The sequence below is a fragment of the Actinoplanes sp. NPDC051513 genome (assembly GCF_044454685.1).
Classification (GTDB): Bacteria; Actinomycetota; Actinomycetes; order Mycobacteriales; family Micromonosporaceae; genus Actinoplanes.
Genome location: NZ_JBITDW010000001.1, coordinates 398,784 through 425,783, shown reverse-complemented (window position 1 = coordinate 425,783; position 27,000 = coordinate 398,784). Strand labels below are relative to the sequence as shown.

At 73.6% G+C, this 27,000-nt stretch carries 19 protein-coding genes; 13 read left to right on the top strand and 6 right to left on the bottom strand.

Annotation, left to right across the window (positions count from 1 at the left end):
- Nucleotides 1-12: 12 nt before the first annotated feature.
- Nucleotides 13-861, top strand: a complete 849-nt coding sequence (mutM, locus tag ACIA5D_RS01995; protein WP_396027945.1) for a bifunctional DNA-formamidopyrimidine glycosylase/DNA-(apurinic or apyrimidinic site) lyase — start codon at nucleotides 13-15, stop codon at nucleotides 859-861.
- Here the strand turns inward: mutM and ACIA5D_RS01990 are convergent.
- From ACIA5D_RS01990 to ACIA5D_RS01980, 3 genes are read right to left on the bottom strand one after another with little or no spacing between them, the layout of a single operon-like run.
- Nucleotides 821-1,384 carry a spherulation-specific family 4 protein gene (locus ACIA5D_RS01990; protein ID WP_396027944.1) on the bottom strand — a complete coding sequence of 188 codons (564 nt, stop codon included), beginning with the start codon at nucleotides 1,382-1,384 and terminating at the stop codon, nucleotides 821-823. The genes mutM and ACIA5D_RS01990 overlap by 41 nt on opposite strands.
- The gene (locus tag ACIA5D_RS01985; RefSeq protein WP_396027943.1) at nucleotides 1,381-2,661 is read right to left on the bottom strand and encodes a hypothetical protein; all 1,281 of its coding nucleotides are present in this window, start codon (nucleotides 2,659-2,661) and stop codon (nucleotides 1,381-1,383) included. The genes ACIA5D_RS01990 and ACIA5D_RS01985 overlap by 4 nt, the downstream gene beginning before the upstream one ends.
- Nucleotides 2,658-4,418, bottom strand: coding sequence for a DUF3492 domain-containing protein (locus ACIA5D_RS01980; protein WP_396027942.1), 1,761 nt, complete (start codon nucleotides 4,416-4,418; stop codon nucleotides 2,658-2,660). Before ACIA5D_RS01980 ends, ACIA5D_RS01985 begins: the two co-directional genes overlap by 4 nt.
- Before the next feature lie 706 nt (nucleotides 4,419-5,124).
- On the opposite strand from ACIA5D_RS01980, the gene ACIA5D_RS01975 reads away from it, so the two are divergent.
- From ACIA5D_RS01975 to ACIA5D_RS01965, 3 genes are all read left to right on the top strand, one after another.
- Nucleotides 5,125-5,319, top strand: a complete 195-nt coding sequence (locus ACIA5D_RS01975) for a hypothetical protein (RefSeq protein WP_263022695.1) — start codon at nucleotides 5,125-5,127, stop codon at nucleotides 5,317-5,319.
- 207 nt (nucleotides 5,320-5,526) lie between these two features.
- Complete coding sequence (gene smc / locus ACIA5D_RS01970) at nucleotides 5,527-9,108, top strand: chromosome segregation protein SMC (protein ID WP_396027941.1); 3,582 nt, start codon at nucleotides 5,527-5,529, stop codon at nucleotides 9,106-9,108.
- 5 nt (nucleotides 9,109-9,113) lie between these two features.
- The gene (locus ACIA5D_RS01965; RefSeq protein ID WP_396027940.1) at nucleotides 9,114-9,731 is read left to right on the top strand and encodes an HAD family hydrolase; all 618 of its coding nucleotides are present in this window, start codon (nucleotides 9,114-9,116) and stop codon (nucleotides 9,729-9,731) included.
- A gap of 95 nt (nucleotides 9,732-9,826) precedes the next feature.
- Here the strand turns inward: ACIA5D_RS01965 and ACIA5D_RS01960 are convergent, their stop codons facing one another.
- Both ACIA5D_RS01960 and ACIA5D_RS01955 read right to left on the bottom strand, forming a co-directional pair.
- Entirely contained in the window at nucleotides 9,827-10,351 is a 525-nt protein-coding gene (locus ACIA5D_RS01960; protein WP_396027939.1) for a DinB family protein, read from the bottom strand.
- On the bottom strand, nucleotides 10,348-12,018 hold the full coding sequence (locus tag ACIA5D_RS01955; protein WP_396027938.1) for an alkaline phosphatase D family protein: 1,671 nt from the start codon (nucleotides 12,016-12,018) through the stop codon (nucleotides 10,348-10,350). The genes ACIA5D_RS01960 and ACIA5D_RS01955 overlap by 4 nt, the downstream gene beginning before the upstream one ends.
- 112 nt (nucleotides 12,019-12,130) lie before the next feature.
- Between ACIA5D_RS01955 and ftsY the strand changes: the two genes are divergently transcribed.
- The 7 genes from ftsY (at nucleotide 12,131) to ACIA5D_RS01920 (ending at nucleotide 21,906) form a co-directional block, all read left to right on the top strand.
- Complete coding sequence (gene ftsY, locus ACIA5D_RS01950; RefSeq protein ID WP_396027937.1) at nucleotides 12,131-13,321, top strand: signal recognition particle-docking protein FtsY; 1,191 nt, start codon at nucleotides 12,131-12,133, stop codon at nucleotides 13,319-13,321.
- Between the two features lie 14 nt (nucleotides 13,322-13,335).
- A complete protein-coding gene (locus ACIA5D_RS01945; RefSeq protein ID WP_396027936.1) occupies nucleotides 13,336-14,157 on the top strand; it encodes a phosphotransferase in 822 nt (273 codons plus the stop codon).
- Nucleotides 14,158-14,406: 249 nt separating this feature from the next.
- The gene (locus ACIA5D_RS01940; RefSeq protein WP_396027935.1) at nucleotides 14,407-15,783 is read left to right on the top strand and encodes an ammonium transporter; all 1,377 of its coding nucleotides are present in this window, start codon (nucleotides 14,407-14,409) and stop codon (nucleotides 15,781-15,783) included.
- Nucleotides 15,784-15,818: 35 nt separating this feature from the next.
- Complete coding sequence (locus ACIA5D_RS01935; protein WP_203724369.1) at nucleotides 15,819-16,157, top strand: P-II family nitrogen regulator; 339 nt, start codon at nucleotides 15,819-15,821, stop codon at nucleotides 16,155-16,157.
- A gap of 5 nt (nucleotides 16,158-16,162) precedes the next feature.
- Nucleotides 16,163-18,427: a [protein-PII] uridylyltransferase gene (locus tag ACIA5D_RS01930; protein WP_396027934.1), complete on the top strand. Its 2,265-nt coding sequence runs from the start codon at nucleotides 16,163-16,165 to the stop codon at nucleotides 18,425-18,427.
- Between the two features lie 30 nt (nucleotides 18,428-18,457).
- Nucleotides 18,458-20,908, top strand: coding sequence for a glycosyltransferase family 2 protein (locus ACIA5D_RS01925; RefSeq protein ID WP_396027933.1), 2,451 nt, complete (start codon nucleotides 18,458-18,460; stop codon nucleotides 20,906-20,908).
- A 2-nt stretch (nucleotides 20,909-20,910) separates the two neighbouring features.
- A complete protein-coding gene (locus ACIA5D_RS01920) occupies nucleotides 20,911-21,906 on the top strand; it encodes a class I SAM-dependent methyltransferase (RefSeq protein WP_396027932.1) in 996 nt (331 codons plus the stop codon).
- 133 nt (nucleotides 21,907-22,039) lie between these two features.
- Here the strand turns inward: ACIA5D_RS01920 and ACIA5D_RS01915 are convergent, their stop codons facing one another.
- Nucleotides 22,040-24,316: a glycosyltransferase family 2 protein gene (locus tag ACIA5D_RS01915; RefSeq protein WP_396027931.1), complete on the bottom strand. Its 2,277-nt coding sequence runs from the start codon at nucleotides 24,314-24,316 to the stop codon at nucleotides 22,040-22,042.
- Between the two features lie 93 nt (nucleotides 24,317-24,409).
- On the opposite strand from ACIA5D_RS01915, the gene ACIA5D_RS01910 reads away from it, so the two are divergent.
- Nucleotides 24,410-26,434, top strand: coding sequence for a glycosyltransferase (locus ACIA5D_RS01910; protein ID WP_396027930.1), 2,025 nt, complete (start codon nucleotides 24,410-24,412; stop codon nucleotides 26,432-26,434).
- On the top strand, nucleotides 26,418-26,996 hold the full coding sequence (locus tag ACIA5D_RS01905; protein ID WP_396027929.1) for a hypothetical protein: 579 nt from the start codon (nucleotides 26,418-26,420) through the stop codon (nucleotides 26,994-26,996). Before ACIA5D_RS01910 ends, ACIA5D_RS01905 begins: the two co-directional genes overlap by 17 nt.
- Nucleotides 26,997-27,000: the final 4 nt, after the last annotated feature.

Here is a 27,000-nt window from a genome sequence, read left to right as displayed (position 1 = left end):
CAGGGAGACCAAGTGCCCGAACTGCCCGAGGTCGAGACCGTCCGTCAGGGCCTGGCCAAATGGGTGGCCGGCCGGACCATCGCGACCGTCGAGGTGCATCACCCGCGCTCGATCCGCCGGCATCTGCCCGGCGACGGGCATTTCATCGCCATGCTGCAAGGGCGAACCATCCTGGACGTGTCCCGGCGCGGCAAATACCTCTGGCTGCCGCTGGACTCGGGCGACGCGATCATCGGCCATCTCGGGATGAGCGGCCAGTTGCTCATGCAGCCGGCCGGCGCCGAGGACGAGAAGCACCTGCGGATCAGGTTCACGTTCACCGACGGCGGGACGCAGCTGCGCTTCGTCGACCAGCGGACGTTCGGCGGGCTGTCGGTCTCCGAGGGTGGCGCCGAGCTGCCGGACGAGATCTCGCACATCGCCCGCGACCCGATGGACCCGCTGTTCGACGACGAGGCGTTCGTGGCACGGCTGCGCGGCAAGCACACCGAGGTCAAGCGGGCGCTGCTCGACCAGACGCTGATCAGCGGGGTGGGCAACATCTACGCCGACGAGGCGCTGTGGCGAGCCCAGCTGCACGGGGCCCGCCCGACCGACCAGCTGACCCGGCCGGCCGCGCGGCGGCTGCTCGCCCACGTGCGGGACGTGCTCGGCGAGGCCATCGTGGCCGGCGGCACGAGCTTCGACGAGCTCTATGTGAACGTGAACGGCGAGAGCGGCTACTTCGACCGGTCGCTCAACGCGTACGGCCGGGAGGGCGAGCCCTGCCACCGCTGCGGCACCCCGATCCGGCGCGAGCAGTTCATGAACCGCTCCTCGTTCAGTTGTCCCCGGTGCCAGCCCCGGCCGCGTACGCGCTGACGTACGGGCTGGCGTCGGTGGCCAGCCCGAAACCGGCACCCCGTCGGCCCATCAACCGGCGGGCGGCGGTGAGCAGCGCCGGCGGCACCCCATGCACGATGTGCCCGTCGCCCGGCCGTACCCCCTCGCCGTCCCAGCTCTGGTACGCCGACCACGGCCCCTCGAACGTGCAGATCCGCACGCCCAGATCGCGGTAGAGCGGGTGGGTCGGCACTCCCGGGTTGAGCACGACCCGGTGCAGGCCGCGCCGGGCGGCGAGCCGGACGGTCAGCGCGACCGGCCCGACCCCGCCCGACCCGGCCGGCGCCCGGTCGAGGAACAGCCCCTCGACGCCGTCCGCCCGCCAGGCGTCCACGTCGGCGAGCACGTCGGCCAGTGAGCGGCTGCCCCAGTCGAGGTCGATGCGGCCCAGCGACTGGTGCAGGGTGCGGCGCTCCCCGGGCAGGTCCCGGATGATCCAGGTCTCGGCGTCCAGGGCCAGGTCGGCCGACGGGTGCGCGTACGGGGGAAAGAGGGTCTTCACGATGCTCTCCGGTGGTCGCGGGCGGTCAGGGCGACGGCGAGCAGGCCGGCCACGTGGGTGACGGCGAGCGCGCCGACGGCGTCCGGCAGGGGGCCGGCGGCCGGTAACGGAAGGATCTTCAGGGCAACGGTGGCGAGCGGTGGCGCGACCGCCATGCCGGCGGCGAGGCCGGTGCGTCCGCGGGCGGCGAGCAGGTAGGTGATGGCGAAGACGCCGCCGAGCAGCATTCCCCCGGCCGGCGCGAGCAACTCCGCCCGGGCGTCGATGTGGTAGGCGGCCACGGCCAGCGCGCATCCGATGGCCAGCGGTGGCAGAAGCCCCGCGAGGGTGACCGCGGTGACCCCGCGCCGGCTCTCCGGGTCGTGCCCGGCCTCGGTGTTCCACCCGATCAGCGCCTCCAGGATCGGCACCGCGAGCAGCAGCGGCAGCCAGAACGGCGCGGTGGACCCGGACGGCCCGGCCCGCCAGATCAGCCCGACGCTGATCGCCTGGGCGGCGCCGATGACCAGGTAGCCGGCCGCGCGCCGCAGCTCGGGCCGGGTGAGCCGGCAGGGCCGGCGGGTCCCCGGCAGCATGGCCGCGCGGAACCCGCGGATCAGCGCCACCACGATCGCCGCCGGCAGCAGCGTGCCGACCGGCAGCCACGGGACCGGCGGGCCGGCCAGGGTGGCGACGGCGAGCAGCCAGCAGGGCAGACACCAGAGCACGACCGCGACCTCGGCCCGGGTGACCAGCGCCGCGGTGACGGTCGCGAGCGTGGCCAGCCCGCCGAGCCCGACGACCAGGGCCAGTCCGCGGTGGGGCCCGAGCAGCGCGCTGGGCGCGATCCACACCAGGGCGCACCAGAGCCCGGCCACCGCGCCGAAGCCCGCGGCGACGAGCCGGCACGCCGCGGAGGCGCCCGCACGCTGGGCGACCGTGACACCCGCGCAGGTCAGGGCCTGGGCGGCGGTCCAGCCGAGCAGCAGCGTCACCAGCGGGACGGGCCAGGCGACCTGCCCGAGCGATCCACCTGCGGCGATGGCGACGCTGAGCGGTCCGAGGTAGAGCGCGCAGCGGACAAGCGCGGCGACGAGGTAGGCACGACGGGCCGGCGCCCGCCTCGCGCCCCGGCGGGCGCTCGAAATCGGAGCGGGCGGTGCGATCTCCGGGAGGGCAAGCGGCGGCTCGGCGGCGTGTCGAGGCCGATTGACGTGTACGGCCGGAGCATGCCGCCCGGGGCCGGCGGTCCGTTGACGCGTACGGGTACGGACCGGCCGCCGTGGAGTGATCGTCACAGCTCGTCACCACCCTTCCGGGACAGAGGCCAGGCCGGGGACGCGCCGGCCAGCGCGCCCTGCGGTTCGCCGGGCTCGCCGTGTTCGCCGGGTTCCTCGGGCTCCTCGGGCTCCTCGGCCCGGCAGAGCCGGCCCGGGCGCGGCGGGAAGACGTCGAGGGCGATCGGCGCGGGATCGGCGATGTGGCCCGGGGGCGGCATGGCGGCGAGGGCGTCGTCGTCACCGCCGGGCATCGGGCCGCCGGGCGCGGCGTCGGTGGCAGCACCATCGGCGGGACTCAGCCAGCGCACGGTGGCCGGCCGCTCGGAACGAGGCGCCGGCACGGCGAGGGCGAGCTCGAAGGACGGCGCCGGTGGCGCCGCCGCCAGGTCGGTGTAGAGCGCGCCGTACACCCGCACCACCCGGTCGGTGGTGAAGTGCAGCAGCGCCCGCCGCCGGGCCGCGTCGCCCAGCTGGCGGCGGCGGCCCGGCGCGCGCAGCAGTCCGGCGATCGCGATGGCCAGCTCGGCCGGGTAGTCCGGCTGCACCAGCACGCCCGCGTCGCCCAGTGTCTCGGCGGCCGGCCCGACGTCGACCCCGACCACCGCGCGGCCCGACATCATCGCCTCGATCAGCCGGTACGGCGGGTCGGCCGGTCCCGGGACGTGCGCCACGACGTGCCCGGCCGTGTACCGGTCGCGCGGGTCGGCCGGCAGCGGGTGCAGCCGCACGGCCCGGCCCAGCCCGGTGCGCTCGATCTGCTCGGCGCAGAAGTCCTCGTGCGCCGGCGTGACCCCGACCAGGTGCAGCACGGTCCCCGGCTGGGCCGCGGCGACCTGCTCGAACGCGGCCAGCAGCGGGGCGAGCCCGCTGTCCGGCCCGCCGCTGCCGGCCCAGACCACGGCCGGGTCGGTGTTCAGCTCGGCGGCGCCCGGATACTCCGACGGATCCACCCCGGCCGGGACCTGCACGAGCCGGGTCGCCGCCGCGCCGTGCCGCAGCGCGTGGCCGTGGTGGTACGCGCTCAGCGGCGCGATCAGGCCCGCCTCGGCATACCCGGTGCGGGCGACCGCGGCCCGGAACCGGCGCAGCACGGCGCGCACCGACGGCGACAGCCGTTCCTCAGACGGCCGGTGCCGGGCGACCGGTGCCCGGGCCTCGGTGAGCAGCAGCGGCACCCCCGCGCGCCACCGGCCGGCGAGCGCGGCCAGCAGCGGCGTCGTCCCGCCGACGCAGTGGATGAGATCGGTCTCCGGCAGCGGCACGACCAGCGCGCCCAGCGCGTGTTTGAGCAGCGTGGCGGCCGTCCGCGCATCGCGGTGGCCGAGCCGGGGGAGCGGCGGGTCGTCCGGCGAGTCGGCCCGGGCGCGCCAGGCGTCCATCAGCAGGTCGGCGAGCGGCACCCCGCCCAGCGGGTCCGGCCGTTCGGTGGCGAGCTCGGCGAGGCCGCGCAGCCCGGCGGCGAACCGGCCCTCCTCGAGCAGGCCGCGGCAGAGCAGGTGGGCCGCGCCCCGGCCGGTCTCGTTGTTGTCGCCGCGGCGGCGCTCGCGGGCGGGCTCGCGGCCGATCTGCACGGCCGAGGCCGAGCCGACGTTGAGCGGCAGCGGGTACGCGGGTGCGGACGGCGGTTCGCGGTCCGTGACGGTCAGCAGGTCGAAGCGGATGCGACGCAGGCCCTCGACGAGGGTCCGGCACCACCCGCTCAGCGCGTCCCGCCGGTACGGGTACCCGCCGCCGGTGAGCAGGCAGACGCGCTCGTGCGACGGGGTCGATTTCACGAAGGAGGCAACGAGACAGCCTGGGAAAGTTACGAGAGCCTGTCGGGTAGGCGACAGATTTACGCGACTTTTATCCGATTTGCCGCCACATTTGTCCGCAAAAGCCGGAAAATCACTCGATGAGTGGCGCCGGGTGCCCCGCCACCGGCACCCGGCGCCGGCCGGCGACCGCGGCCGCGCGCCTCGTCCGGGCCTGTCCCGTTGCCGGCGCGCCCCGCGAGGAGAGAGGCTGAATGCCGGACGGGCCGGAAGTGCGATGATCGAGATGCCGACCCATCATCGCCGGCGCGCCGCCGCGATGCCGATCCGCGCCGGCCCGCACCGGGACCGCCCGCGGCGGAACTGACCGTACGCATCGGCACATCGGGCGGCAAACTGGCTAAGCCAAACGTAAGGCCAGGTAAAGAGTGTCAAGGTGGCAAGATTCACTGAGCCTGGCACCTGGACGGCGGGCGCACCGCTTGACGGAGCGTGGGTATCGGCGGACTATGGAGTGGTCGCCAGTCGCGCCCACTCATGCCTGGTTTCGGTTTTTACTCCGGCTAGGTTTGAGCCATCTGCACCTTAGAGCACGTTCCGAGGGTGCACGATTCTGTGCCCACGCGTGCCCGTGTGCATGGAGGTGTGGTGCACGCTGGGCGCGCGGTGAAAGAGCGCGCGGTCTCAACATCACCCAAGAAGAAGCAGTGCTTCTCAAGGAGTCACCATGGCGAAGGCCCTCTTCGGCCACGTAGGTGCGGCGCCCGATCGGCGCCTGCTCGACGAGGTCACCCGACTGCGTTCCAGGGTGCAATCTCTGGAGTTCGAGGTCACCCGCCTCCGGGCGGAGAATGATCGTCTCGCGGCTGCCGCCGCGGAAGCGGACGACATCCTGCGGCTGACCGAGCCGGCGCTGACCTGAGTTCCCGCGGCCGCCGCCCACTCGGTGGCCCGTCCCCCTCAGCACCCAAGACGCAATCCCAACAGCGCGCCTCCACGCCGTGGCGGCGCGCATCTTTTTGTCCGATTTGCAGGGCGGCGCCCGGTGCCGAGCGCGGCGTGCCGGGCCGCGGGCCCGGGCTGCGGGTAGCCTGCACCCCAGCACCCTGTTGCCGACCCTCGGAGATCCGTGCACCTCAAGAGCCTGACGGTCAAGGGCTTCAAGTCCTTCGCCTCCGCCACGACGCTGCGCCTGGAGCCGGGCATCACCTGTGTGGTGGGCCCCAACGGCTCGGGCAAGTCCAACGTCGTCGACGCCATCGCCTGGGTCCTCGGCGAGCAGGGCGCCAAGGCGCTGCGCGGCGGCAAGATGGAGGACGTCATCTTCGCCGGCACCGCCGGCCGCGCGCCGCTGGGCCGCGCCGAGGTGACGCTCACGATCGACAACAACGACGGCGCCCTCCCGATCGAGTACACCGAGGTCTCGATCACCCGCCGCATGTTCCGCGACGGCGCCAGCGAGTACGAGATCAACGGCAACGCCTGCCGCCTGCTCGACATCCAGGAACTGCTGAGCGACTCGGGCATCGGCCGCGAGATGCACATCATCGTCGGCCAGGGCCGGCTCGACGCGATGCTGCACGCCAAGCCCGAGGACCGCCGCGCCTTCATCGAAGAGGCCGCGGGCGTGCTCAAGCACCGCAAGCGCAAAGAAAAGGCGATCCGCAAGCTGGACGCCATGCAGGTCAACCTCAACCGGCTGACCGACCTCACCGCCGAGCTCCGCCGCCAGCTCAAGCCGCTCGGCAAGCAGGCCGAGGTGGCCCGCCGCGCCGCCGGCATCCAGGCCGACCTGCGCGACGCCCGGCTCCGCCTGCTCGCCGACGACCTGCACACGCTGCGCACCACCTTGGACAAAGAGATCGCCGACGAGTCGGCGATGCGGGACCGCCGCGAGCAGGTCGAGGAGGAGAACCGCGAGATCCAGCGCCTGCTCGCCGACCTCGAGGCCGCGCACGCCGAGGACGCGCCGCTGCTGCAGGCCGCGCAGGACACCTGGTACAAGCTTTCCGCGTTGCAGGAGCGCTTCCGCTCGACCGAGCAGCTCGCCAGCGAGCGGCTGCGCCACCTCGCCGCCACCCCTGACGACGAGCGTCCCGGCCGCGACCCCGACCAGTTGGTCGCCGAGGCCGAGCGCGTGCGCGAGCAGGAAGAGGAGCTGCGCGAGGCCCTCACCGACGACCAGATGCGCCTCGCCGAGGCGGTCGAGCGGCGGCAGGAGCTGGAAAGGCAGCTGGCCGCGGCCGAGGGCGCGTTGCGGGCGGCCGCCAAGGCGATCGCCGACCGGCGGGAAGGGCTGGCCAAGCTCACCGGAAACGTGAACGCGGCTCGCGCCCGTACGGAAGGAGCCGGCGAGGAGATCGAGCGCCTCGCCTCGGCCCACACCGACGCCCTGATGCGCGCCGAGGCCGCTCAGGCCGAGGTGGACGCGGTCGCCGCGGAGTCCACCGAGGCCGACCGCGACAACGTCGAGCTCGACGAGCGGCACGCCGAGGCCGTGGACGCGCTCGACCGGGCCAACGCCGTGGCGCGCGAGCTGAGCGACGCCGAGCGTGCCGCCGAGAAGGACGCGGCCAGCTGGAAGGCGCGCGAGGAGGCGCTCGCGCTCGGCCTGCAGCGCAAGGACGGCGCCGGCGCGCTGCTCGCGAAGGCCGGCGAGGTGCCCGGCATGCTCGGCAGCCTCGCGTCGATGCTCACCGTCCGCAACGGGTACGAAACGGCGGTCGCGGCCGCGCTGGGCACGCTCGCCGACGCGGTGGCGCTCTCCGGCGTGGACGAGGCGATCGAGGCGATGCGCACGCTGAAGATCGCCGACGCCGGCCGCGCCGCGCTCGTCGTGGCCTCGCCCGCGGCCCCCGGCATGCGCGGCCCGCTCGAGTCGCTGCGCCCGCAGCTGCCCGACGGCGCCGTCTGGGCGCCCGAGGTGATCGACTGCCCCGAGCACATCCGCCCGGCGCTCAACCGCGTGCTGCGAGACGTGGTGCTGGTGCCCGATCTCGGCGCCGCCGCCCGGCTCGTCGCGCAGAACGCCGAGCTGCGCGCGGTCACCCCCGACGGCGACGTGCTCGGCGCGTTCGCGGCCGCGGGCGGCTCCGGCAAGGCCACCAGCTACATCGAGGTGCAGGCCGCGGTCGACGAGGCGAAGGCCACCCGGGCCACCGCCGAGGCGACGATCCGCGAGGTCAAAGCGCAGCTGGTCGACGCCCGCGCCGAGGTCGCCGAGCGCAAGGAGACCGTGAACGTCGCGGCCGCCGCCAAGCGCGCGGCCGAGGGCGAGCGCAACGCCGCCGCCCGCCGGCTCGCCGAGCTCGGCGCGGCCGCCCGCTCGGCCAAGGCCGAGAGCGAGCGCCTCGGCGCGGCGCGGCAGAAGGCCGAGTCGGCCCGCGAGACCGACCTGATGCGCCTCGCCGAGCTCGAGGAGCGGCTCTCCCTCGCCGAGTCCACCCCGATCGACGAGGAACCGTCCACCGAGGAACGCGACCAGCTCGCCGCGCTCGTCCCGCAGTCCCGGCAGAACGAGATGGAAGTACGCCTCGCCGTGCGTACGGCGGAGGAGAGAGTCTCGTCCATCGCGGGCCGGGCCGATTCCCTGATGCGCCAGGCCAACGCCGAGCGGCAGGCCCGCGAGCGGGCGGCCGCCCGCCGGGCCGCGCGGGCCCGCGGCGCCGAGATCGCCAAGGCGGTCGCGCTCGGCGCGGCCACCGCCATGGTCCGGGTCGAGGTGTCGCTCGCCGAGGCCGTCGAGGCCCGCGACGAGCTGGCGCAGGCGCGCACCGCCCGCGAGGCCGAGCTGCAGGAGGTACGCGCGAGCGCCAAGCGCCTGGTGTCCGAGCTGGAGCGGCTCACCAACGAGGTGCACCGCGACGAGATGGCCCGCGCCGAGCAGCGCATGCGCATCGAGCAGCTCGAGGCCAAGGCCGCCGAGGACTTCTCGCTCGACGTCGACACGCTGATCAGCGAGTACGGGCCCGACCAACTGGTGCCGACGAGCGCCGCCGAGACCGCGCAGGCCGAGAAGGACGGCAAACCCGTACCCGAGCCGGCGCCTTTTCACCGGCCCACCCAGGAGAAGCGGGCCAACAAGGCCGAGCGCGACCTCCAGTTGCTCGGAAAGGTCAACCCGCTGGCGCTGGAGGAGTTCGCGGCCCTCGAAGAGCGGTTCAAGTTCCTCTCCGACCAGCTCGAAGACCTCAAGGCCACGCGGAAAGACCTGCTCACCGTGGTCAAGGACGTCGACGACCGCATCCTCGAGGTGTTCACGTCGGCGTTCGAAGACACGGCCCGCGAGTTCCAGGTCGTGTTCCAGGTGCTGTTCCCGGGCGGTGAGGGCCGGCTCGTGCTCACCGACCCGGAAGACATGCTGTCCACCGGCGTCGAGGTCGAGGCCCGCCCGCCGGGCAAGAAGATCAAGCGGCTGTCGCTGCTCTCCGGCGGCGAGCGCTCGCTGACCGCGGTGGCCATGCTCTGCGCGATCTTCCGGGCCCGCCCCTCGCCCTTCTACATCATGGACGAGGTCGAGGCGGCCCTCGACGACGTCAACTTGGGCCGGTTGATTACGCTCTTCGCGCAGCTGCGGGAGCACAGCCAGCTGTTGATCATCACGCACCAGAAGCGCACCATGGAGGTCGCCGATGCCCTCTACGGCGTCACCATGCGCGCCGGTGTCACCCAGGTGATCAGCCAGCGGCTGTCGAAGGAATCGGAGGACTGACCGGCATGTCGCGCGAGCGCGCCCAGGCCCTGCTCATCGACCTGGACGGCGTGCTACGCCGCTGGGACCCGGCCCCGATGATCGCCGTCGAGGTCGAGTACGGCCTCAAGCCGGCCGCCCTGCTGGAGACGGCGATGTCGTGGGACATCTACCGCCCCGCCGTGGCCGGCGAGATCACCGACGCCGAGTGGATGAGCCTGGTCGCTTCCCGCCTGCCCATCGAGCCGGAGAAGGCGGCCGAGGCCGTCGCGCGCTGGCAGTCGTACCGCGGCGAGGCCGACCCCGACGCGCTGGCGCTCGTCCGCGAGGCCCGGGCCGGCGGCCGCAAGGTCGGGCTGGCCACCAACGCCACCGACCGGCTGCGCCCCGACCTGGACGCCCTCGGCCTGACCGGCGAGGTCGACGTGGTGATCAGCTCGTGGGAGCTGAAAATCCACAAGCCGGCGCCGGAGTTCTTCACCGAGGCCTGCCGCCTGATCGAGACGAAACCCGAGCGCGTCCTCTTCGTGGACGACGACGACCGCGTCGTCCGCGGCGCCCGCGCGGCGGGCCTGTCCGCCTACCGCTGGACGGGCGCGCATCACGTCGCGTACCTCCGGAAGGCCCTCGACCTCCCGGGGTAGCCGAGGTATCGGCATCCAGGGGCGTCCCAGCCGTGACGCCGTGGGCCCGGGATGGTGGGTCGGCCACTCAACGGCGCGGGCTCTGATCGCTCGGGTCAGTCGCCGGTGGCGCCGTCTATGCGCTCTCGGATCAGGTCGGCGTGGCCGTTGTGGCGGGCGTATTCCTCGATCATGTGGATGTAGACCCAGCGGAGGCTCAACGTGTTGCCTCGGCTCGTGGTGAACTCGTGCTCGAGCGGGAGGTCGGCCACCGCCTTGTCGGCGAGCGGCAGCTCGGCCACGAAGGCCGCCAGGTTGGTCTCGGCGTCGGCGTCGGCCACGTCGTCGAAGTCGCCGTCGATGTTGTCCTTCGAGTTGTAGAGGTCGTCCGGAAGGGTCTCGCCGGCCGCGCGGACGCGGAACCAGATGCGCTCGACCTCGGTCATGTGGCGGACCAGGCCGAGAAGCGTGAGGTTGGAAGGCTCGGTGCTGGCCGTCTTGAGCTGCGCGGCGGTCAAGCCCTCGCACTTGGTCAGCAGGGTCTGGCGGTGCCAGTCGAGCCAGCCCTGCAGCATCGGCCGCTCGGGGCCGGTGAAGGGCTCGTCGTCGCGTACGGGTGAAGGTGCTGTCCAGGTAGTCATCGGTGGTCATCCTGCCCGGGATAGCTCACCTCGGCCACCGAGAAAAGGTGGCCGTCCTTGCTGGTGCCCTCCACGGTCGCCGTGGCGGTGGGGCCGGTGAGCAGCAGGGTGCTCACGGCGTTGCCGAAGTAGGGGCCGGCCAGGCGCTTCCAGCGCCACGCGGGGCGGGCCACCCCGGCCGACCGGGCCACGGCCCCGACTCCGCGAGCGGCCACGCGGGACCAGGCGAAGCGCATCAGCGGGCGCATGAAGGCCGGCACCTGGTTGTGCACCGGCGAGCAGGTCAGCTGCATGACCGGCGTCGCCGTGCCGAGCGAGGCCTGCGCGACGTACGAGTGATGGACGTCGCCGGAGAGCACGCTGATCGTGGCGGGCGGACGATAGGCGCCACCGGCGCCGACCCGGTTGCCGGGCGCGTCCGGGTCACCCGAGGCGAGGTGCCGGAACAGCTCGCCCAGCGCGCCGAAGGAGCGGCCGAACGCGGCCCAGTGCTCGAGGTCGAACGCGCGCCGGATCTTCTCGGCCCGGGCCGCAACTCGGGGCGACGGCGAGTCGGCGCGCCGCTCGTTCCACGCCTCGAGGTGGTGGATGGCGGGCGGCAACAGCCACGGCAGCGACGAGCCCACCACCAGGTGGTCGTAGTCGCCGTGCGCCTGGTCGACGAACCATTGCCATTCCTGGGCGGGCAGCATCTCGCGGGCGCCGGGGGCAAGGACCCGGTTGCAGCGGTTGTCGAGCATCACGAGGCGGGTGCGGCCGAGATCGAGGGCGAAGCTCCACCGGTAACGGTCCACGTCGGCGGTGTCGACCGTGCGGCCGAAGTCGTGCAGCATGACCGTGGCGTCCTCGGCGGCGGTCACCTTGGGGTAGAGCGGGTCGGACTCGAGCTCGTCGGGCGACAGGTTGCCCAGGTGCTGGTAGACCCAGTAGGAGGCCAGGCCGCCCGTGATCCGCTCGACCCACCAGGGCTGGGCGGCCATGTCCTCGCGCCAGGAATGCGACGTGTTCCAGTCGTCGATCAGCTCGTGGTCGTCGAAGATCATCACGCTGGGCACGGTGGAGAGCAGCCAGCGGATCTCGGGGTCGCGCCACGACTCCAGGTACAGCTTCGTGTACTCGTCGAAGGTCACCACCTGGTCGACCGGGCCCTGGTGGCCGGCGGCGCGGCGGCGGCGCAGGAAGCGCTTGACCTTCGTGGAGGTGTTGTCGGCGTACACCTGGTCGCCGAGCAGGACGATCAGGTCGGGGCCGGTCGAGCCGGCCATCATCCGGCGGGCGTAGGCGTCGAGGGCGTCGGGCGGCAGGTGACGGGCCGTCGAGTGGGGCGTCGCTTCGCGACACGACCCGAAGATCAATCGGACCGGGCCGTCGTCCTCTCCCTCGCCGCGCGTGCGGATCACCGATGGCGGGTACGGCGTGCCGGCCGCGGGCCACACCTGACGGTCGTCGAGGAAGACGCGGTAGGCGGCGGCGGTGTCCGGTGTCAGCCGCTCGACGATCACGAGCGCGTAATGATGCCCGTACGCGGAAAAGGTGGTCGCCGAGCCGGCGCCACCCCCCTCGACCTCGACCCGCACGGTCGCCGGCGCCGTGGTCTCCACCCAGATCGTGGCTCGCGTGCCGACGATGCGCCGCAGGAGCGGGCCGATGAGCAGATGTGGTGCCATCAGTGGGCGGGCCTTCCGATTCGGGGGCCCTCATCCTCCGCCAGATGTGCCGGATCTCGCCACTGGACGGCCCACGCCACGCGCGGACGGCTCGTCTGTCAGGATTTGAGCCATGGAATACGTGGTCGCCGCAGTCATCCTGCTCGTCGTCCTGGTGGCCGGCGTCGTCGGCCTGGTGGTGCCGCGCCTGCGCCGCCGGGAGCTGCCGCCGGCGGGTGGCGCCCCCACGACCACGATCGAGCGGCCCCCGGCCGAAGAAGGGGCGCCGGAGCTGATCGTCCCGGCGGAGGTGGACGAGGAGCTGCCGCCGCTGGTGGCCGGGCCGCCCGCCCCGGTGGTGGTCGAGGAGCCGGTCAAGGAGATCGAGAAGCCGGAGCCGACCGCCGGCCGGCTCGTGCGGCTGCGCGCGCGGCTGGCCCGCTCGCAGAGCGTGCTCGGCCGCGGCCTGCTCAGCGTGCTCTCCCGCGATCACCTCGACGAGGACGCCTGGGAGGAGATCGAGGACAGCCTGATCTCGGCCGACGTCGGCGTCGAGGCCACCCAGGTGATCGTCGAGCGGCTGCGCGAGCGGGTGCGGGTGCTCGGCACGCGCACGGTGGCCGAGGTGCGTCAGCAGCTGACCGAGGAGCTGACCGAGGCGCTCGAGCCCGGCCTCGACCGCAGCCTCCGGACGGCGCCGCACGACGGCCGGCCGGCCGTGCTGCTGGTGGTCGGCGTCAACGGCGCCGGCAAGACCACGACCTGCGGAAAGATCGGCCGGGTGCTGATCGCCGACGGGCGGACCGTGCTGTTCGGCGCGGCCGACACGTTCCGCGCCGCGGCGGCCGACCAGCTCCAGACCTGGGGCGAGCGGGTGGGCGCCGAGACGGTGCGCGGCCCCGAGGGCGGCGACCCGGCGAGCGTGGCGTTCGACGCGGTCAAGCGGGGCATCGACACCGGCGTGGACACGGTGCTGATCGACACGGCCGGCCGGCTGCAGAACAAGGTCGGCCTCATGGACGAGCTCGGCAAGGTCAAGCGGGTGGTCGAGAAGCACGGCCCGGTCGACGAGACCCTGCTGATCCTCGACGCCACGACCGGACAGAACGGACTCGAGCAGGCGCGCGTGTTCACCGAAGTGGTGGACGTTACCGGTGTGGTGCTCACCAAGCTCGACGGCACCGCGAAGGGCGGCATCGTCATCGCCGTGCAGCGCAAGCTGGGGATTCCCGTCAAGCTGGTGGGTCTCGGCGAGGGTCCGGACGACCTGGCGCCGTTCGAGCCCGCCGCGTTCGTCGAGGCGTTGCTTGGCTCCGACGGCTAGTCTCGGAGTTCAACATGCTGGAAGCTGGGAGGCCGTGGGTGGCGCAGGAGCCGGTGCGGGAGATTCCGCTGCACGGCGGCAACGTCAGCACGGTCTCGCGGGTCGGCGACACCGTCCGGCGCAACACCGGCCCGTGGACGCCGGCCGTGCACGCGCTGCTCAACCACCTCGAGCGGGTGGGCTTCACCGGCTCGCCGCACGCGCTGGGCGTCGACGAGAAGGGCCGCGAGGTGCTGTCGTACCTCGACGGCGAGTGCGGCGAGTACCCGCTGGCCCCGCACTGGGTGACCGAGGAAGCGCTGGTCACCGTCGCGACCATGCTGCGCATGTTCCACGACGCGCAGTACGGCTTCGTTCCGCCCCCGGGCGCGGTGTGGCGCTCGTTCGGGCCGCCCCCGCCCGACACCGAGGTGATCTGCCACCACGACGCCGCCCCGCACAACGTGGTCTGGCGGCCGGACGGCACGCTCGCCCTGATCGACTTCGACCTGGCCTCGCCGGGGGCGCGCATCTACGACGTGGCGTACGCGGCGTGGACCTGGGTGCCGCTGTTCAGCGACCGCGACTCGTACACCCTGGGCTGGAAGCGGCCGAACCGGCCGCGCCGCCTGCGGCTGTTCGCGGACGCGTACGGATTGATCCCGCGCGACCGGCACCGGCTGGTCCGCACGATCCGCAAGCGGATCGTCGACCACGTCGAGGGAATCCGGCGGATGGCGGCGGCCGGCGACCCGGCCTTCGTCCGTATCGTGCACAAGGGGCATCTCCGGCGACCGATGCGTGATCTGCGGCTGCTCGATTACGAGCGCCACACCCTTGAATACGCGCTTCGTTGATCGGGCGTTGACAATCTTTCACGCCGCTTGCGGTTTCACTCTCGTGTCTATTGCCCCAGTTCAGGGTGTTTCGGCGAGCGGGCTGTGAGAGTTTCTTCACACGTACGAAACAAGCCGTCACGCGCCGGAAATCGCGCGTAGACCGTGCGCGAAACAGCGGACCGGAAGTCTTCTGCCCGAACCGGCCGACTGGCGACGCTGCCCCGTGGGTCGTGTGGGAGGACACCTAAAATTCCGAGAGGAGGCAGCGTGGAGATCAACACCGGCAATACCGCCTGGTTGCTCCTGTCGTCTGCGCTCGTTTTGCTCATGACCCCGGGTCTGGCGCTGTTCTACGGTGGCCTCAACCGGTCCAAGGGCGTTCTGAACATGATGATGATGAGCTTCTCGTGTATCGGGCTCGTCTCCATCCTGTGGACCGTCTACGGCTTCACCCTCGCGTTCGGTACGAACAGCAGCAGCGGCCTCAACAACATCATCGGCAGCTTCTCGCAGTACTTCGGCACCGGCACCGGCACGATCTCCGAGGAGTGGCTGTTCCTCGGTGGCAAGACCGGCATCCCGACGTACGTGGTGATGGTCTTCCAGATGATGTTCGCGATCATCACGGTCGCACTGATCAGCGGTTCGGTGTCGGACCGGATGAAGTTCGGCGGCTGGGTCGTCTTCGCGATCGCCTGGTTCACCCTCGTCTACATCCCGGTCGCTCACTGGGTCTGGGGCGGCGGTTTCATCGGTGGCAAGATCCACGCTCTTGACTTCGCCGGCGGCACGGCGGTGCACATCAACGCTGGTTCGGCAGCCCTGGCTCTGGCACTCGTGCTGGGCAAACGGGTGGGCTGGCCGCGGGAGAACATGCGCCCGCACAACGTCCCGTTCGTGGCCCTCGGCGCCGGCCTGCTGTGGTTCGGCTGGTTCGGCTTCAACGCCGGCTCCGAGCTCACCGTCGACGGCACGACCGTCTTCGCGTTCATCAACACCCAGGTCGCCACGGCCGCGGCGCTCGTCGGCTGGGTCGTCGTCGAGTGGCTCCGCGACGGCAAGCCGACGCTGGTCGGCGCGTCCTCCGGCGCGGTCGCCGGTCTGGTCGCGATCACCCCGGCCTGTGGCTTCATCGCCCCGGTCCCGGCCATCATCCTGGGCCTGGTCGCCGGCGCGGTCTGCGCGCTGGCTGTCGGCCTGAAGTACCGGCTCGGCTACGACGACTCGCTCGACGTGGTCGGCGTCCACTTCGTCGGTGGATGGATCGGCTCCCTCGCCATCGGCTTCTTCGCCACCAACCAGGTCAACGCCGCCATCGACGGCGACCCCGGCCTGGGCGCCAGCGAGGGCCTCTTCTACGGCGGCGGCGCCACGCAGCTGGGCCGGCAGTTCCTGGGCAGCCTCTCGGTCGCGGTCTACTCGTTCGTGATCGCGGCGGTCATCGCTCTGATCATCAAGGCCTTCAAGGGCCTGCGGGTCAGCGAGGACGCCGAGGTCGGCGGCATCGACATCGCCGACCACGGCGAGTCCGGCTACGAACTCACTCCCGCCGGGGGTTCCGGTGGCGGCGGCGCCTTCGCGATGGCCGGCATCTCGCCCGCCGGCGGAGCCGATAGCAAGACCGATGAAAAGGTCGCCGGTTAAATACCCCCATGACTGCTCCGAGAGAGGGACTGAGCATGAAGCTGGTGACCGCGGTCATCAAGCCGTACCAGCTCGACGCGGTGAAGGAAGCCCTGCACGCTCTTGGCGTGACCGGGCTGACCGTGAGCGAGGTGCAGGGGTACGGACGGCAGAAGGGTCACACCGAGGTGTACCGGGGCGCCGAGTACACGGTGGAGTTCCTGCCCAAGATCAAGGTCGAGGTGGTCACCGACGAGATCGACGTCGAGAAGATCGTTGACGCCGTCGTCACCTCGGCGCGGACCGGCAAGATCGGTGACGGGAAGGTCTGGGTGACCGCCGTGGAGGAGGTCGTCCGGGTCCGTACCGGCGAGCGCGGTCTCGACGCGCTCTGATTTAAATGATCAACACTCCAAGCGAGCCGCCGGCGCCACCTGTCGTGCCGTCCGGCGGCTCGCTGGACAAGCTGAAAGACCACATCGGCGCCGCCGCCCGGGCTGACCGGGCCGCGGCGCTCGATGCGTGGCTGACCACGATCTTCCCGGGCCACCTGCCCGGCGTCAGCCTGGTGGCGGTGGGCGGGCTCGGCCGGCGCGACTGCGCCCCCTACAGCGACCTCGACCTGGTGCTGCTGCACAACGGCACCGCCGGGATCGACCGGATCGCCTCCGGCCTCTGGTACCCGATCTGGGACGCCCGGCTCGGCCTCGACCACTCCGTGCGCACGCTGCCGGAGGCGCTGTCGGTCGCGCACGACGACGTCAAGGTCGCCCTCGGCCTGCTCGACGCCCGGCACGTGGCCGGCGACGCCGCCCTCTCCGGGGAGCTGATCGCGGCCGCGAGCGACCAGTGGCGGCGCACCGCCGTACGCCTGATGCCGCAGCTCAAGGAACTCACCACCGCCCGCTGGGCCAGCCATGGCGAGCTCGCCTTCCTGCTCGAGGGCGACCTCAAGGAGGCGGCCGGCGGGCTGCGCGACGTCACCATCCTGCGCGGCATCGGCCGGGCCGGCGTCGCCGACACCATGCGCCCCGCGGTGCGCGCCGCCAACCTGCGGCTGCTGGACACCCGCGACGCCCTGCACCTCGCCGTCGGCCGCCGGGTCGACCGGCTGGTCGCCCAGGAGCGCGCCGCGGTCGCCGAGCTGCTCGAGATCGACGACGGGGACGCGCTGCTGCGCCGGGTGGCCGGCGACGCGCGCACGGTCGCGCACGCGGTCGACGACGCCTGGCGGGCTGTCGACCGGGTGACGGCCGGCCGCCGCCGGGGCGGCCCCGGGTCGCCGACCCGCCGCCCGGTCGCCCGGGACGTGGTCGAGCAGGACGGCGAGCTCGTGCTCGCGCGCACCGCCATCGGCCCGGTTCCCGACCCCAGCCTCTCGCTGCGCGTGGCGGCCGCGGCCGCCACCGTACGGCTGCCGATCGCCCGCGCCACCAGCGAGTGGCTCGCCGCGTTCAGCCCGCCGCTGCCCAACCCGTGGCCGCCGGCCGCCCGCGCCGCCCTGGTCTCGCTGCTCGGCTCCGGCCCCGGCCTGCTGCCGGCCTGGGAGACCTGCGACCGGTACGGCCTGATCGACGCCTGGCTGCCCGAGTGGGCCCGGATGCGCAGCCTCCCGCAGCACCACCCGATCCATCGCTTCACCCTCGACCGGCACCTGGTGCAGGCCGCCTACGAGGCGACCGCCTACACCCGTGAGGTGGAACGCCCCGACCTGCTGCTGATCGGCTCGTTCCTGCACGACGTGGGCAAGGGGCTGCCGGGCGACCACAGCGTCGTGGGCGCCCCGATCGCCGGCGAGATCGCCGCCCGGATCGGACTGCCCCCGGCCGACGTCGCCACCATCGAGAAGCTGGTGCTGTTGCACCTGCTGCTGCCCGACGTGGCCACCCGGCGCGACCTGAGCGACCCGGTGACCATCTCGACCGTGGCCGCGCAGGTCGGCGACACCGCGACGCTCGACCTGTTGCACGCGCTGGCCCGCGCCGACTCGCACGCCACCGGCCCGGCCGCCTGGTCGGACTGGAAGGGCCGGCTGATGGCCGAGCTGGTCAGCCGGGTGCACACCGCGCTGGACACCGGCGAGCTGCCCGAGCCGCCGACGCCCGACCCCGAGCTGCTCGAGGGCGACCTGCCGGCCGTGCACCTGGACGACGACCGGGTCGCGGTGGCCGCCGCCGACCGGCGCGGGCTGCTCGGCGCGGTGGCCGCCTGCCTGGCCATGCACCGGCTCGACGTGGTCGGCGCGAACGCGTCCACGGTCGACGGCCGGGCGATCGTCGAGTTCTTCACGCAGCCGCGCTACGGCTCGCCGTACGACCCGGTGGCGCTCGCCGCCGACCTGCGCCGGGTTGCGGCCGGGGACGTGTCGGTCACTCAGCGGGTGCGGGCCCGGGCGATGAGCGCCCGCGGCGGCACGGCATCGCCGCGGGTGGTCTGGCAGCGCGACGCGGCGACCGACGCGGCCGTGCTGGAGCTGCGCGCGGCCGACTCGCCGGGCCTGCTCTACCGGGTGGCGACGGCGCTCGACGAGGCCGGCGCCGAGATGCGCGCGGCCCGGATCTCCACTCTCGGCGGTGACGTGGTGGATGCCTTCTATCTGGTCGGGTCGTGGGCCGAGCAGGCGGAACGGGACCGGGTCGGCGCCGCGGTGCTCGCCGCCGTGTAACCAAAGAGCGCCCACCGCGTTGGTCGGGGCATGCAGCCTCACCCATCCGGCCTGCTCGATGATCACATCAGGGCGATCGGCTCGCGGCTGCGGCTGGCGCTGACCGCCACCGTCACCCGCAACCGCTCGCTCACTGCCCGGCAGTTGCAGGCACGGGCCGCTCTCGGCGACGCCGGGACGCTCGACGAGCTGCTCGCGGCGGCGCGGGCCGGCGACCGCCGGTGGCTGCGCCGGATCCGCCGGCGGGTGAATCTGCCGCTGCTGGCCGCGGTGGCGCAGACGCTCGCCCAGCAGGAGCTGCTGCCCGCCGACCGGGCCGACGCGCTCGCCGTCTACGAGCTGATCCGCCGGGCGGCCGGTGGCCGGGCGTTGAACCCGGCCAACCAGGCCCTGCACGTGCAGCTCGCGCTCGCCGACGAGGGGCCGGCGCGCGCCCGCGAGCTGCTGTGCGGGTACCGCAAGATCAAGGATCCGGCGCTCGCCTGCCTCCGCACCGACTTGATCAACCCGTTCGTGGCAGAGGCGGACCCGGGGCCCTGGCTGCAGGCGTTCCAGTCGATGCTGCCGTCGCCGGGGCCGACCGTGGGCGACGGCGAGGGCGTGCCGTTCGACCGGCTGGCCGTACCGGCGGTGGAGCGCGTCGAGGCCGCGCATCGGGTGTCGGTGGTGGTGACCTCGTTCCGCCCGGACCGGGGGCTGATCACGGCGGTGCGGTCGATCCTGGCGCAGAGCTGGGCGAACGTGGAGATCGTCATCGTCGACGACGCGTCGCCGCCGGAGTACGACGAGGTGCTGCGGGCCGCGACCGCGCTGGGCGACCGGATCCGCCTGGTCAAGCTCGCGGCCAACGCCGGCACGTACGCGGCCCGCAACGCCGGGCTGGACGCGGCCGGCGGCGAGTTCGCGGCGTTCCAGGACTCCGATGACTGGTCGCACCCGCGCCGGCTCGAGCTGCAGGTGCGGCCGATGCTCGAGGACCGGCGGGTGGTCGCCACCACCTCGGACGGGCTGGCCGTCACCGACCAGCTCATGCTCAGCCGTCCGGGGGTGCGCAGCGGCCGGTTCAACCCGTCGTCGCTGGTGTTCCGCCGCAACGCGGTGCTCGGCAAGGTCGGCTGGTTCGACCGGGTGCGCAAGGCCGCCGACAGCGAGTACATCGGCCGGATCCAGGCCGCGTTCGGGGCGCGGCGGGTGCGGCACCTCGATTCGCCACCGCTCGCGCTGATCCGGCTGAGCGCGAACTCGCTGTCCCGGTCGGAGATCAAGCCGAACTGGATGCACCCGGCGCGGGTGGCGTACAGCTCGGCGTACCTGCGGTGGCACCAGCGGATCGCGGAGGGGACGGCGTCGCCCGTGCGGCCCGCGGACGGGTCGGCGCGGCCGTTCCCGGCGCCGGGACACCTGCTGGGCGAGGTCTCGCCGAAGACGTACGACGTCGTGGTGGTCTCCGACTGGCGGTTCCTGGAAAGCGCGCAGCGTACCGCGATCGACGAGCTCAAGGCGCTGGTCGCGGCCGGGCTGCGGGTGGCGGTGCTGCAACTGGAGTCGTATCGCGGGGTGTATCTCAAGCGGCAGCCGCTCTGCGCGCCGGTGCAGGACATGGTCAACGACGGGGTGGTGGATCGGGCCGGGCTGCAGGACGCGGTCGAGGCCGGGCTGGTGCTGGTGCGGCAGGCCGCGGTGCTGCAGTTCGCGGCCGGCCTGCCGTGCGAGGTCACGGCGGGCCGGTTGGTGGTGGTCGCCGACCGGGCGCCCCGCCGTGGCGACGGGACCGATTGGCGGTACGAGCAGGAGACCTGCACCGAGGTGGCGCGAGGCCTGTTCGGGACGGAGCCGCTCTGGGTGCCGCAGGATGCGGGGGTGCGGGCTTTCGTCCGTACGCGTGAAGACCGTGACTTTCCCACCGCGCTCGCACCGGGCGGTTGGGTCGCGGAGCGAGCCGGCGCCGCCGCCGGACCCGCGCTGGCCGGCACCGACCTCTGCGACGCCGCCAACTGGCCGCCCGACCTCGGCGAGTCCCTGTCGGTCTGCCGCCGCCTGCCCGACGCCGACGTGCGGGTACGCCTGCCCGACCGCCCCCGCGGCTCGATCGAGGCGCCGCTGCGCCGCACCTGGCTCGGGTACGAGGCGGGTGACCTCGGCTCCCGCGCCTTCCTCCACCAGCTCGACTTCTATCTGCACTTCCCGCCGCCGGAGAGCGCCGAGTGGTACTCGCGGCCGGCGCTGGAGGCGGCCGCGATGGGTTGCGTCGTGGTGATGCCCGAGCGTTACGCCGCGCTCTACGGGGACGCCGCCGTGTACTGCGGCCGATCCGAGGTCGCGCCGCTGATCGCGCGGTACCGGGCCGACCCCGCGCTCTTCGCCGAGCAGAGCCGCCGGGCCCGTGCGGTGGTCGCCCGGGCGCATGATCCGGCGCTCCTGGTCGAGCGGATCATGGAGATGCTTCCCGTAACGGCGGCCGTTACGGGCCCGTTGACCTGATCGTGAAAACCAGACTCAAGAAGCTGGTCAGGGCCGTTCTCGGGCTCTCCCGCCGGCAGGTCGCCGGCCTGGCGCTCGCTGCGGCGATCGGCGCCGGTGTGGCGGTGGCCTCGGCCGCCGGGCGTGCCGCCCTCGCCACCAGCCTGCTCGCGTTGCTGCTGGTTGCCGTGCCGGCCGGGGTGATCCACCTGACCCGGCGGATCGCCGGCGTCGGCCGGGCCAACCGCGAGGCCGTGCACGACCTGCGGCTGCTCGTCGATCAGCTCCAGCGCCGGGTGATCGCCGCGGTGGAGAAGGAGCGGCTCGCGGCCGGCGACCGCCATCAGGAGCTCACCGAGTCGCTGTCGCGGGCCGAGCGGCTCACCGGGCGCGGCGCCGAGCTGCTGCTGCGCGAGCAGAGCCGGGAGATCGAGGCGCTGTTCCAGCTCTTCCAGCGGGTCACGCCGCGCGCGCCGATGCCGGCCGGGGGCGCGCTCAACCCGAGCGACCTGCTGGGCCTGCACACCGTCGCGTCGAGCCGCCGTCCGGGCCTGACCGTGGCGCTGGGCAGCGGGCCGGCGACCCTGTGGCTGGGGTATGCGCTGGCCGCGACCGGCGGGCGGCTGGTCACCGTGGATCATGATCGGGCCCGGGTGGACGTCGTCGAGGCGGCGCTGAAGGAGCACGGCCTCACGGCCGTCGAGGTCCGGCACGTGCCGCTGGCCGAGCTCACCGTCGAAGGCCGGACCGTCGACTGGTACGACGTCGACGCGCTCGACGGCCTGCAGGACATCGACCTGCTCGTGGTGGACGGCACGGCCGCCCCCGGCCCGGACGCGGTCGCCCCGGCGCTGCACGTGCTGGGCCGCCGCCTGGCCGACGAGGGCACGGTGGTGGTCGACGAGGCGCCCACCCTCCGGGTGGCGCCCCGGCAGGGCGGCTTCGGTCTCACCGAGGAGCGCAGGCTGGCCGGCCGGTGGACCACGCTCGCCGGGCGGAAGACCACGGCGGCACCATAAGAGCGACCCCGCCGCGGGGGACGGCGGGGTCGCGAGGCCACGGGAGCAGGGGGATCCCCCGTGACCGCACGGCCGGCGGGGGACCGGCCGTGCTGTCGTACGCCCGCAAAGATCGGTCGCGGCGCGGCCCGGTTTACCCGCGCGCCGGGTGCCCTTGGGTTGCCAGCCGGGCCGCGCGGTCGGCGTACAGCTCGTGGCCGTGGTGACGGCGGACGAACTCCGGGCCGCGGGCCGCCTGTGCCCGCAGCGAGATCCGGTCCTCGTGCAGCAGTCGTACGGTCTCCGGCACTTCCTTCGCCTCGCAGTAGACGGCGGCGTCGCCGAAGGTGGCCGCGTAGCGGTAGGGGAGCAGCACTACGCAGCCCGCCGCCAGCGCGGCCAGCAGATCGGGGTCCGGGTCGGCGGGCGCCTCCGGGCGCGGCAGGTGCAGGTAGAAGTCGACCTGGTAGAGGAACGACCGGAGGCTCACCTCGGCGGGGCCGTAGACGAGCCAGGAGCGCGGGGCGCCGGCCCGGCCGAACGAGCGGGCCGCGGTGCCGTCGGCGTCGAGCAGGCGTACGTCCACCCGCGCGCCGTCCGGGATCTCGTCGCGCAGCCGCTGCCACTCGGCTCGCCCGCCCCGGCAGCGGCGGCCCACCACCGGCCGGTCGGCACGCGGTCCGCGCCGGTCCAGCCGCCACTGCGCCGGATCGAGCGTGCCGGGCAGGTCGAGCGTGGTGAGCTGGTCGGCGGGCCCGCCGCCGGCCAGCGGGTCCTCGGCGAGGGCGGCGGTGAGCAGGCGGCGGCCGTCCGGCCCGGCCGGCGCCCAGAGCGGCCGGCGGCCGAACAGGCGGCGGCTCGACGCCGCGGCCGACCGGGAGACGGTGGCCGACTCGATCACCACGCGCTGGACGCGAATGCCGCTGGGCAGGTCGGGCGCGTGCTGCAGCACCCGGGCCGAGCGGGCCACCACCAGCCGGGCGCGCACGTCGTCGGTGAGCTCGACCTGGGCCAGGTCGCCCGAGTTGATCAGCTCCTGCACGGCCGGGTCGAGGTTGCGCGGGCCCTCGCGCAGGTGGGCCAGCACGTCGAGGTGCAGCAGGGCGGCGCGCAGGTTCCGCTCCCGCAGCGCCCGCAACTGCCCGATGCCGGCCGCCCCGGCGCCCCCGGCCGTGGTCCAGTCGCCGGCCAGCACCACGTCGTAGGCGCGGGGCCCGCTCTCGCCGCGGATCCGGCGCGGGGCCGCGAACGCCCGCGGCGTCCTCGGGTCGGCCGTGCCGTCCTTGACCCGCGTGTGCCAGGCCTGGAACGCGGAGAGGTATGAGCGGCGGGCGGGGTGCATCCAGCCGGGGCGGTAGTCGGCGCTGGAGAGCGAGTCGTCACCGAGCCGGATCAGGGCCAGCGGCGCGCCGCCGAGGTGCTTGGTGGCGGGACGGCCGAAGACGGCCCGGGCGCGCTCGACGTACTCGGCGTCGGCGCCCTTGCGGACCGGGTCGAGGTAGCCGACCCGGTTCAGCGCGGCGGCCTTGCGGATCATCAACGACGAGAGGTTGTACGACCGGGTCTGCTCGACGCCGACCCGGGTGAGCACCAGGTCGGGGGTGACCCGCATCCCGGTCGAGGTGGTCGAGAAGATCGCGTCGTCGGCGAGCAGGGGCGCGACCTGGCGCTCCAGCCGCAACGGGTGCGACCAGTCGTCGGAGTCCTGGAAGGTGACGAAGTCCCCGGTCGCGGCGTCCAGGCCGGCGTTGCGGGCCACGTAGGTGCCGCCGTTGGCGACCATCCGGATCAGCCGCACCCGGGGGTCGAGCGCGGCCGCGGTCCGCAGCACCGGGTCGAACTCGGCCGGCGAGCCATCGTCGATCATCAGGATCTCGTGGTTGGTCCAGGTCTGGGCGACCAGCGAGCGCACCGCGGTGAGCAACGCATGACCGGGCCGCCAGGTGGTGACGATCGTGGTGATCCGGGCGGCGTGGCCGATGCGCTGGGCGGCCCCGGTGACCAGCCGATCGAACGCGGGGCCGGTACCCTCGGCGACGCGGACGGCAGGGTGCGGCAGCAGGGCCGCGAATCTCGTGGCCCAGTCCTCGGGGGCCAGATCCAGCGTGACCGCCGTGCGGATCGGCTCGGCGATCCCGTGGTATTCGTCCAGGAGGGTGGCCGCCAGGGCGCGATCGCCGGCCGCGTACGCGAGCTGGCAGTGCAGTCCCTGATGCTCGGGGGCGATTGTCCCGGCCCGCCGTAGCCGGGCCAGGATCGCCAGCGCCTCGGCCTGGTCGTCGGGGAGCAGGTCCTGCAGGGCCAGCACCCGGGCCAGCTCACCGGCCACCCATGGATCGGCCGGCTCGCCCGCCGCGCGGGCCAGCGGCGCGCGGGCGGCGACCGATCGGGCCTGCAGGGCGGCCACGGCGAGCGGATGCGGTTCCGGCATCGGGTTCCTCCTAGCGTCTCGGTGTTCTTAACGACCGAGAGACTCGGGTGAATTGTCCGTATCGCCCCCTTGGTTCCCGTCGTTTGTCCCCGCGTGCCCCAGTACGACGTCGCGATCCTGTCCGATTTGCGGTACCCGGGCGGCAATTCGGCGAGCATCGTGGCCGAGGTGCGCGCCCAGGCCGCGGCCGGGTTGTCCACCGTGCTCTGCCACCTGCCGTCCCCGCACCTCAAACACGCCCGGCCGTTCCAGGAACGGATCGTCGCCTGCCTGCGCGAAGGGCTCGCCGACCTCGCGCACGACGACGGCGCCGAGATCTCGGCCCGGGTGCTGCTGATCCGCCAGCCCCGGATCTTCACCGAGGAGCCGGCCGCCGTGCCCCGGATCCGCGCCGGGCACACCATCGTCGTGCTCAACCAGCCGCCCGGCGACGAGCGGCACGCGCAGTGCTACTACGTCTTCGACGAGGTGCGCGAGCGGGTCGAGCGGCTCTTCGGCGCCGCGGCCGTGTGGGCGCCGATCAGCACCCAGGTGCGCGACAACGTGCTCCAGGTCGCGCCCTCGGCGGCCCTGCCGGACACCGACTGGCACGAGATCATCGACGTCGCCGACTGGCAGGTCGAGCACCGCCGCGAGCCGGACGGCGTGCCGGTGATCGGGCGACATGGCCGGCCGGACCCGGTGAAGTGGCCGCGCGACCCGGCTGAGCTGCTGCAGGCCTACCCGGACTCGCCGGACTTCAAGGTGCGCATCCTCGGCGGCGGCGAGATCGGCGTGCACCGGCTCGGGCGGACGCCGCGCTCGTGGGACGTCGTCGAGTTCGGCGCCGAGTCGCCCCGGGACTTCCTGGCCGGGCTCGACTTCTTCGTCTACTTCCACGACCCGGTCTGGAAGGAGGCCTTCGGGCGGACCATTCTCGAGGCGATGGCCAGCGGGGTGCCGGTCATCGTGGGCCCGCACTTCCGGGCCATCTTCGGCGAGGCGGCGATCTACTGCGAGCCGGCCGGGGTGCGCGAGGTGGTGCGGCGGCTGCATCACGATCGGGACGCGTACGACGCCCAGGTCGAGCGCGCCCGCCGGTTCGTCACCGGTTCCTTCGGCAGCGCCTCGCACATCGCCCGGCTCGCCTCGCTCGGCGTGATGCCCCGCGACCTGCGCAAGCCGTCGCGACCCTTCCGCGTCGCCCGTCCGGCGAAGCGGGTTCTGCTGGTGGGCGACGACGTGGCGCGCTTCAAGGCCATCGCCCGCCGCCTGCCGCAGGGCCTCGAGGCGGTCGTGGTCGGCACCGCGAGCATCGCCGAGGCGCACGAGGCCGGCCTGCTCACCGAGTACCTGCCCGGCGCCGCCGACCTCGGCGTGCCGGCCGCCCACTGGCCCGCCTTCGTCAAGGACCGGCTGTGTCACCTGGTCGAGCTGTACGGCCCGCGCGCCGTGCTGGTCGGCGGCCTGCCGCACGACGGGATCCTCGGCGCGATCGAGCAGACCCCCGCGACCCGCTGGCTGTGGCTGCGCCCGGCCATGTGGCGGCGCGGCACCGGCGGCGGGTGGGCCGCGCGCGGCCTGTCGTTCGCCGGCATCCTCGAGCCCGGCGAGTTCGCGGCGGCCGGCGACGAGGGCTGGACCACCACCTCCCGGCACGGCGTCTCCACCGTGGACCCGATCACCGACCTGCCGGCCCGGATCGCCCGGCGCGCCGGCGACCACACGCTGCTGTGCCGCGGCGTCGAGGCGGCCCTGCCCGGCTTCCGGCCGGTCTCGGTCTCGGTGCCGGACGAGCTCGGCGAGGTCACCGCGGCCGTCTCCCGGGCCGACTACACCAGCTTCCACGAGCTGCTCGGCGCGCGGGTGCCGACCGTGTTCGTGCCCGACCCGGCCGCCTGCGACGACGAGCTGGCCCGCGCCCGGTTCGCGGCCGCGGCCGGGGTGGCGCTCTACGCCACCGACGACGAAGCGGCCGGCGCCGAGCTGGAGCGGCTCGCCGACCCGGCCGTGCGCGAGTCGCTGAGCCGGCGCTGCGCCGAGCTGTCGCCGGGCAACGGCGCCGGGGACGCCGCCGCGTGGCTGGCCGGGTTCTGCCGCGGGCGGCACGAGGAGGTGGACCGTGCCGGAAGCCGATGACCTCGCGCTGGCCCGCTGGGAGGTGGCCACCCTCACCGGGCGGCTGCGCTCCGTCGAGGCCGAGCGGGATGCCGCGCTCGAGGAGCGGGACCGGCACCAACGCCTGATGACGGCGTTGCGGGCCAGCCGCGCGTACCGGATCGGCCGCGCGCTCACCGACCCGATGGCGATCCTCCGGCGGATCCGCCACGGGCGCCCGGCTCCGCCGCGACGCCGCCTGCCGACCGGCCCGGTGCCGGCCCGGGTCTACGTCGCGGTCGGGCTGGACCGGGAGGCGTCGCACGCCCTCGTGCGCGCGTTGCGCCAGCGGATCGTCGTCGACGGCGACCACCTGCCGGTCGTGGTGACCGACCAGCCGGCGCTACGCGGCCTGCAGGTGGCGGGCGTGGTGCTCGAGTATCTGCCCGACCCGGAGACCTGGCGCCGGCACGACCCCGGCGCCGGCTGGGAGGCGCTGCTCGCGGGCCGGGTCGCCCAGCTCTGCCGTGACCATCGGGCCTCCGGCGCGGTAGTGATCGATCCGCGCGATCCGCCGACCCTGGCACGGCTGCTGAGTAACTGACCCG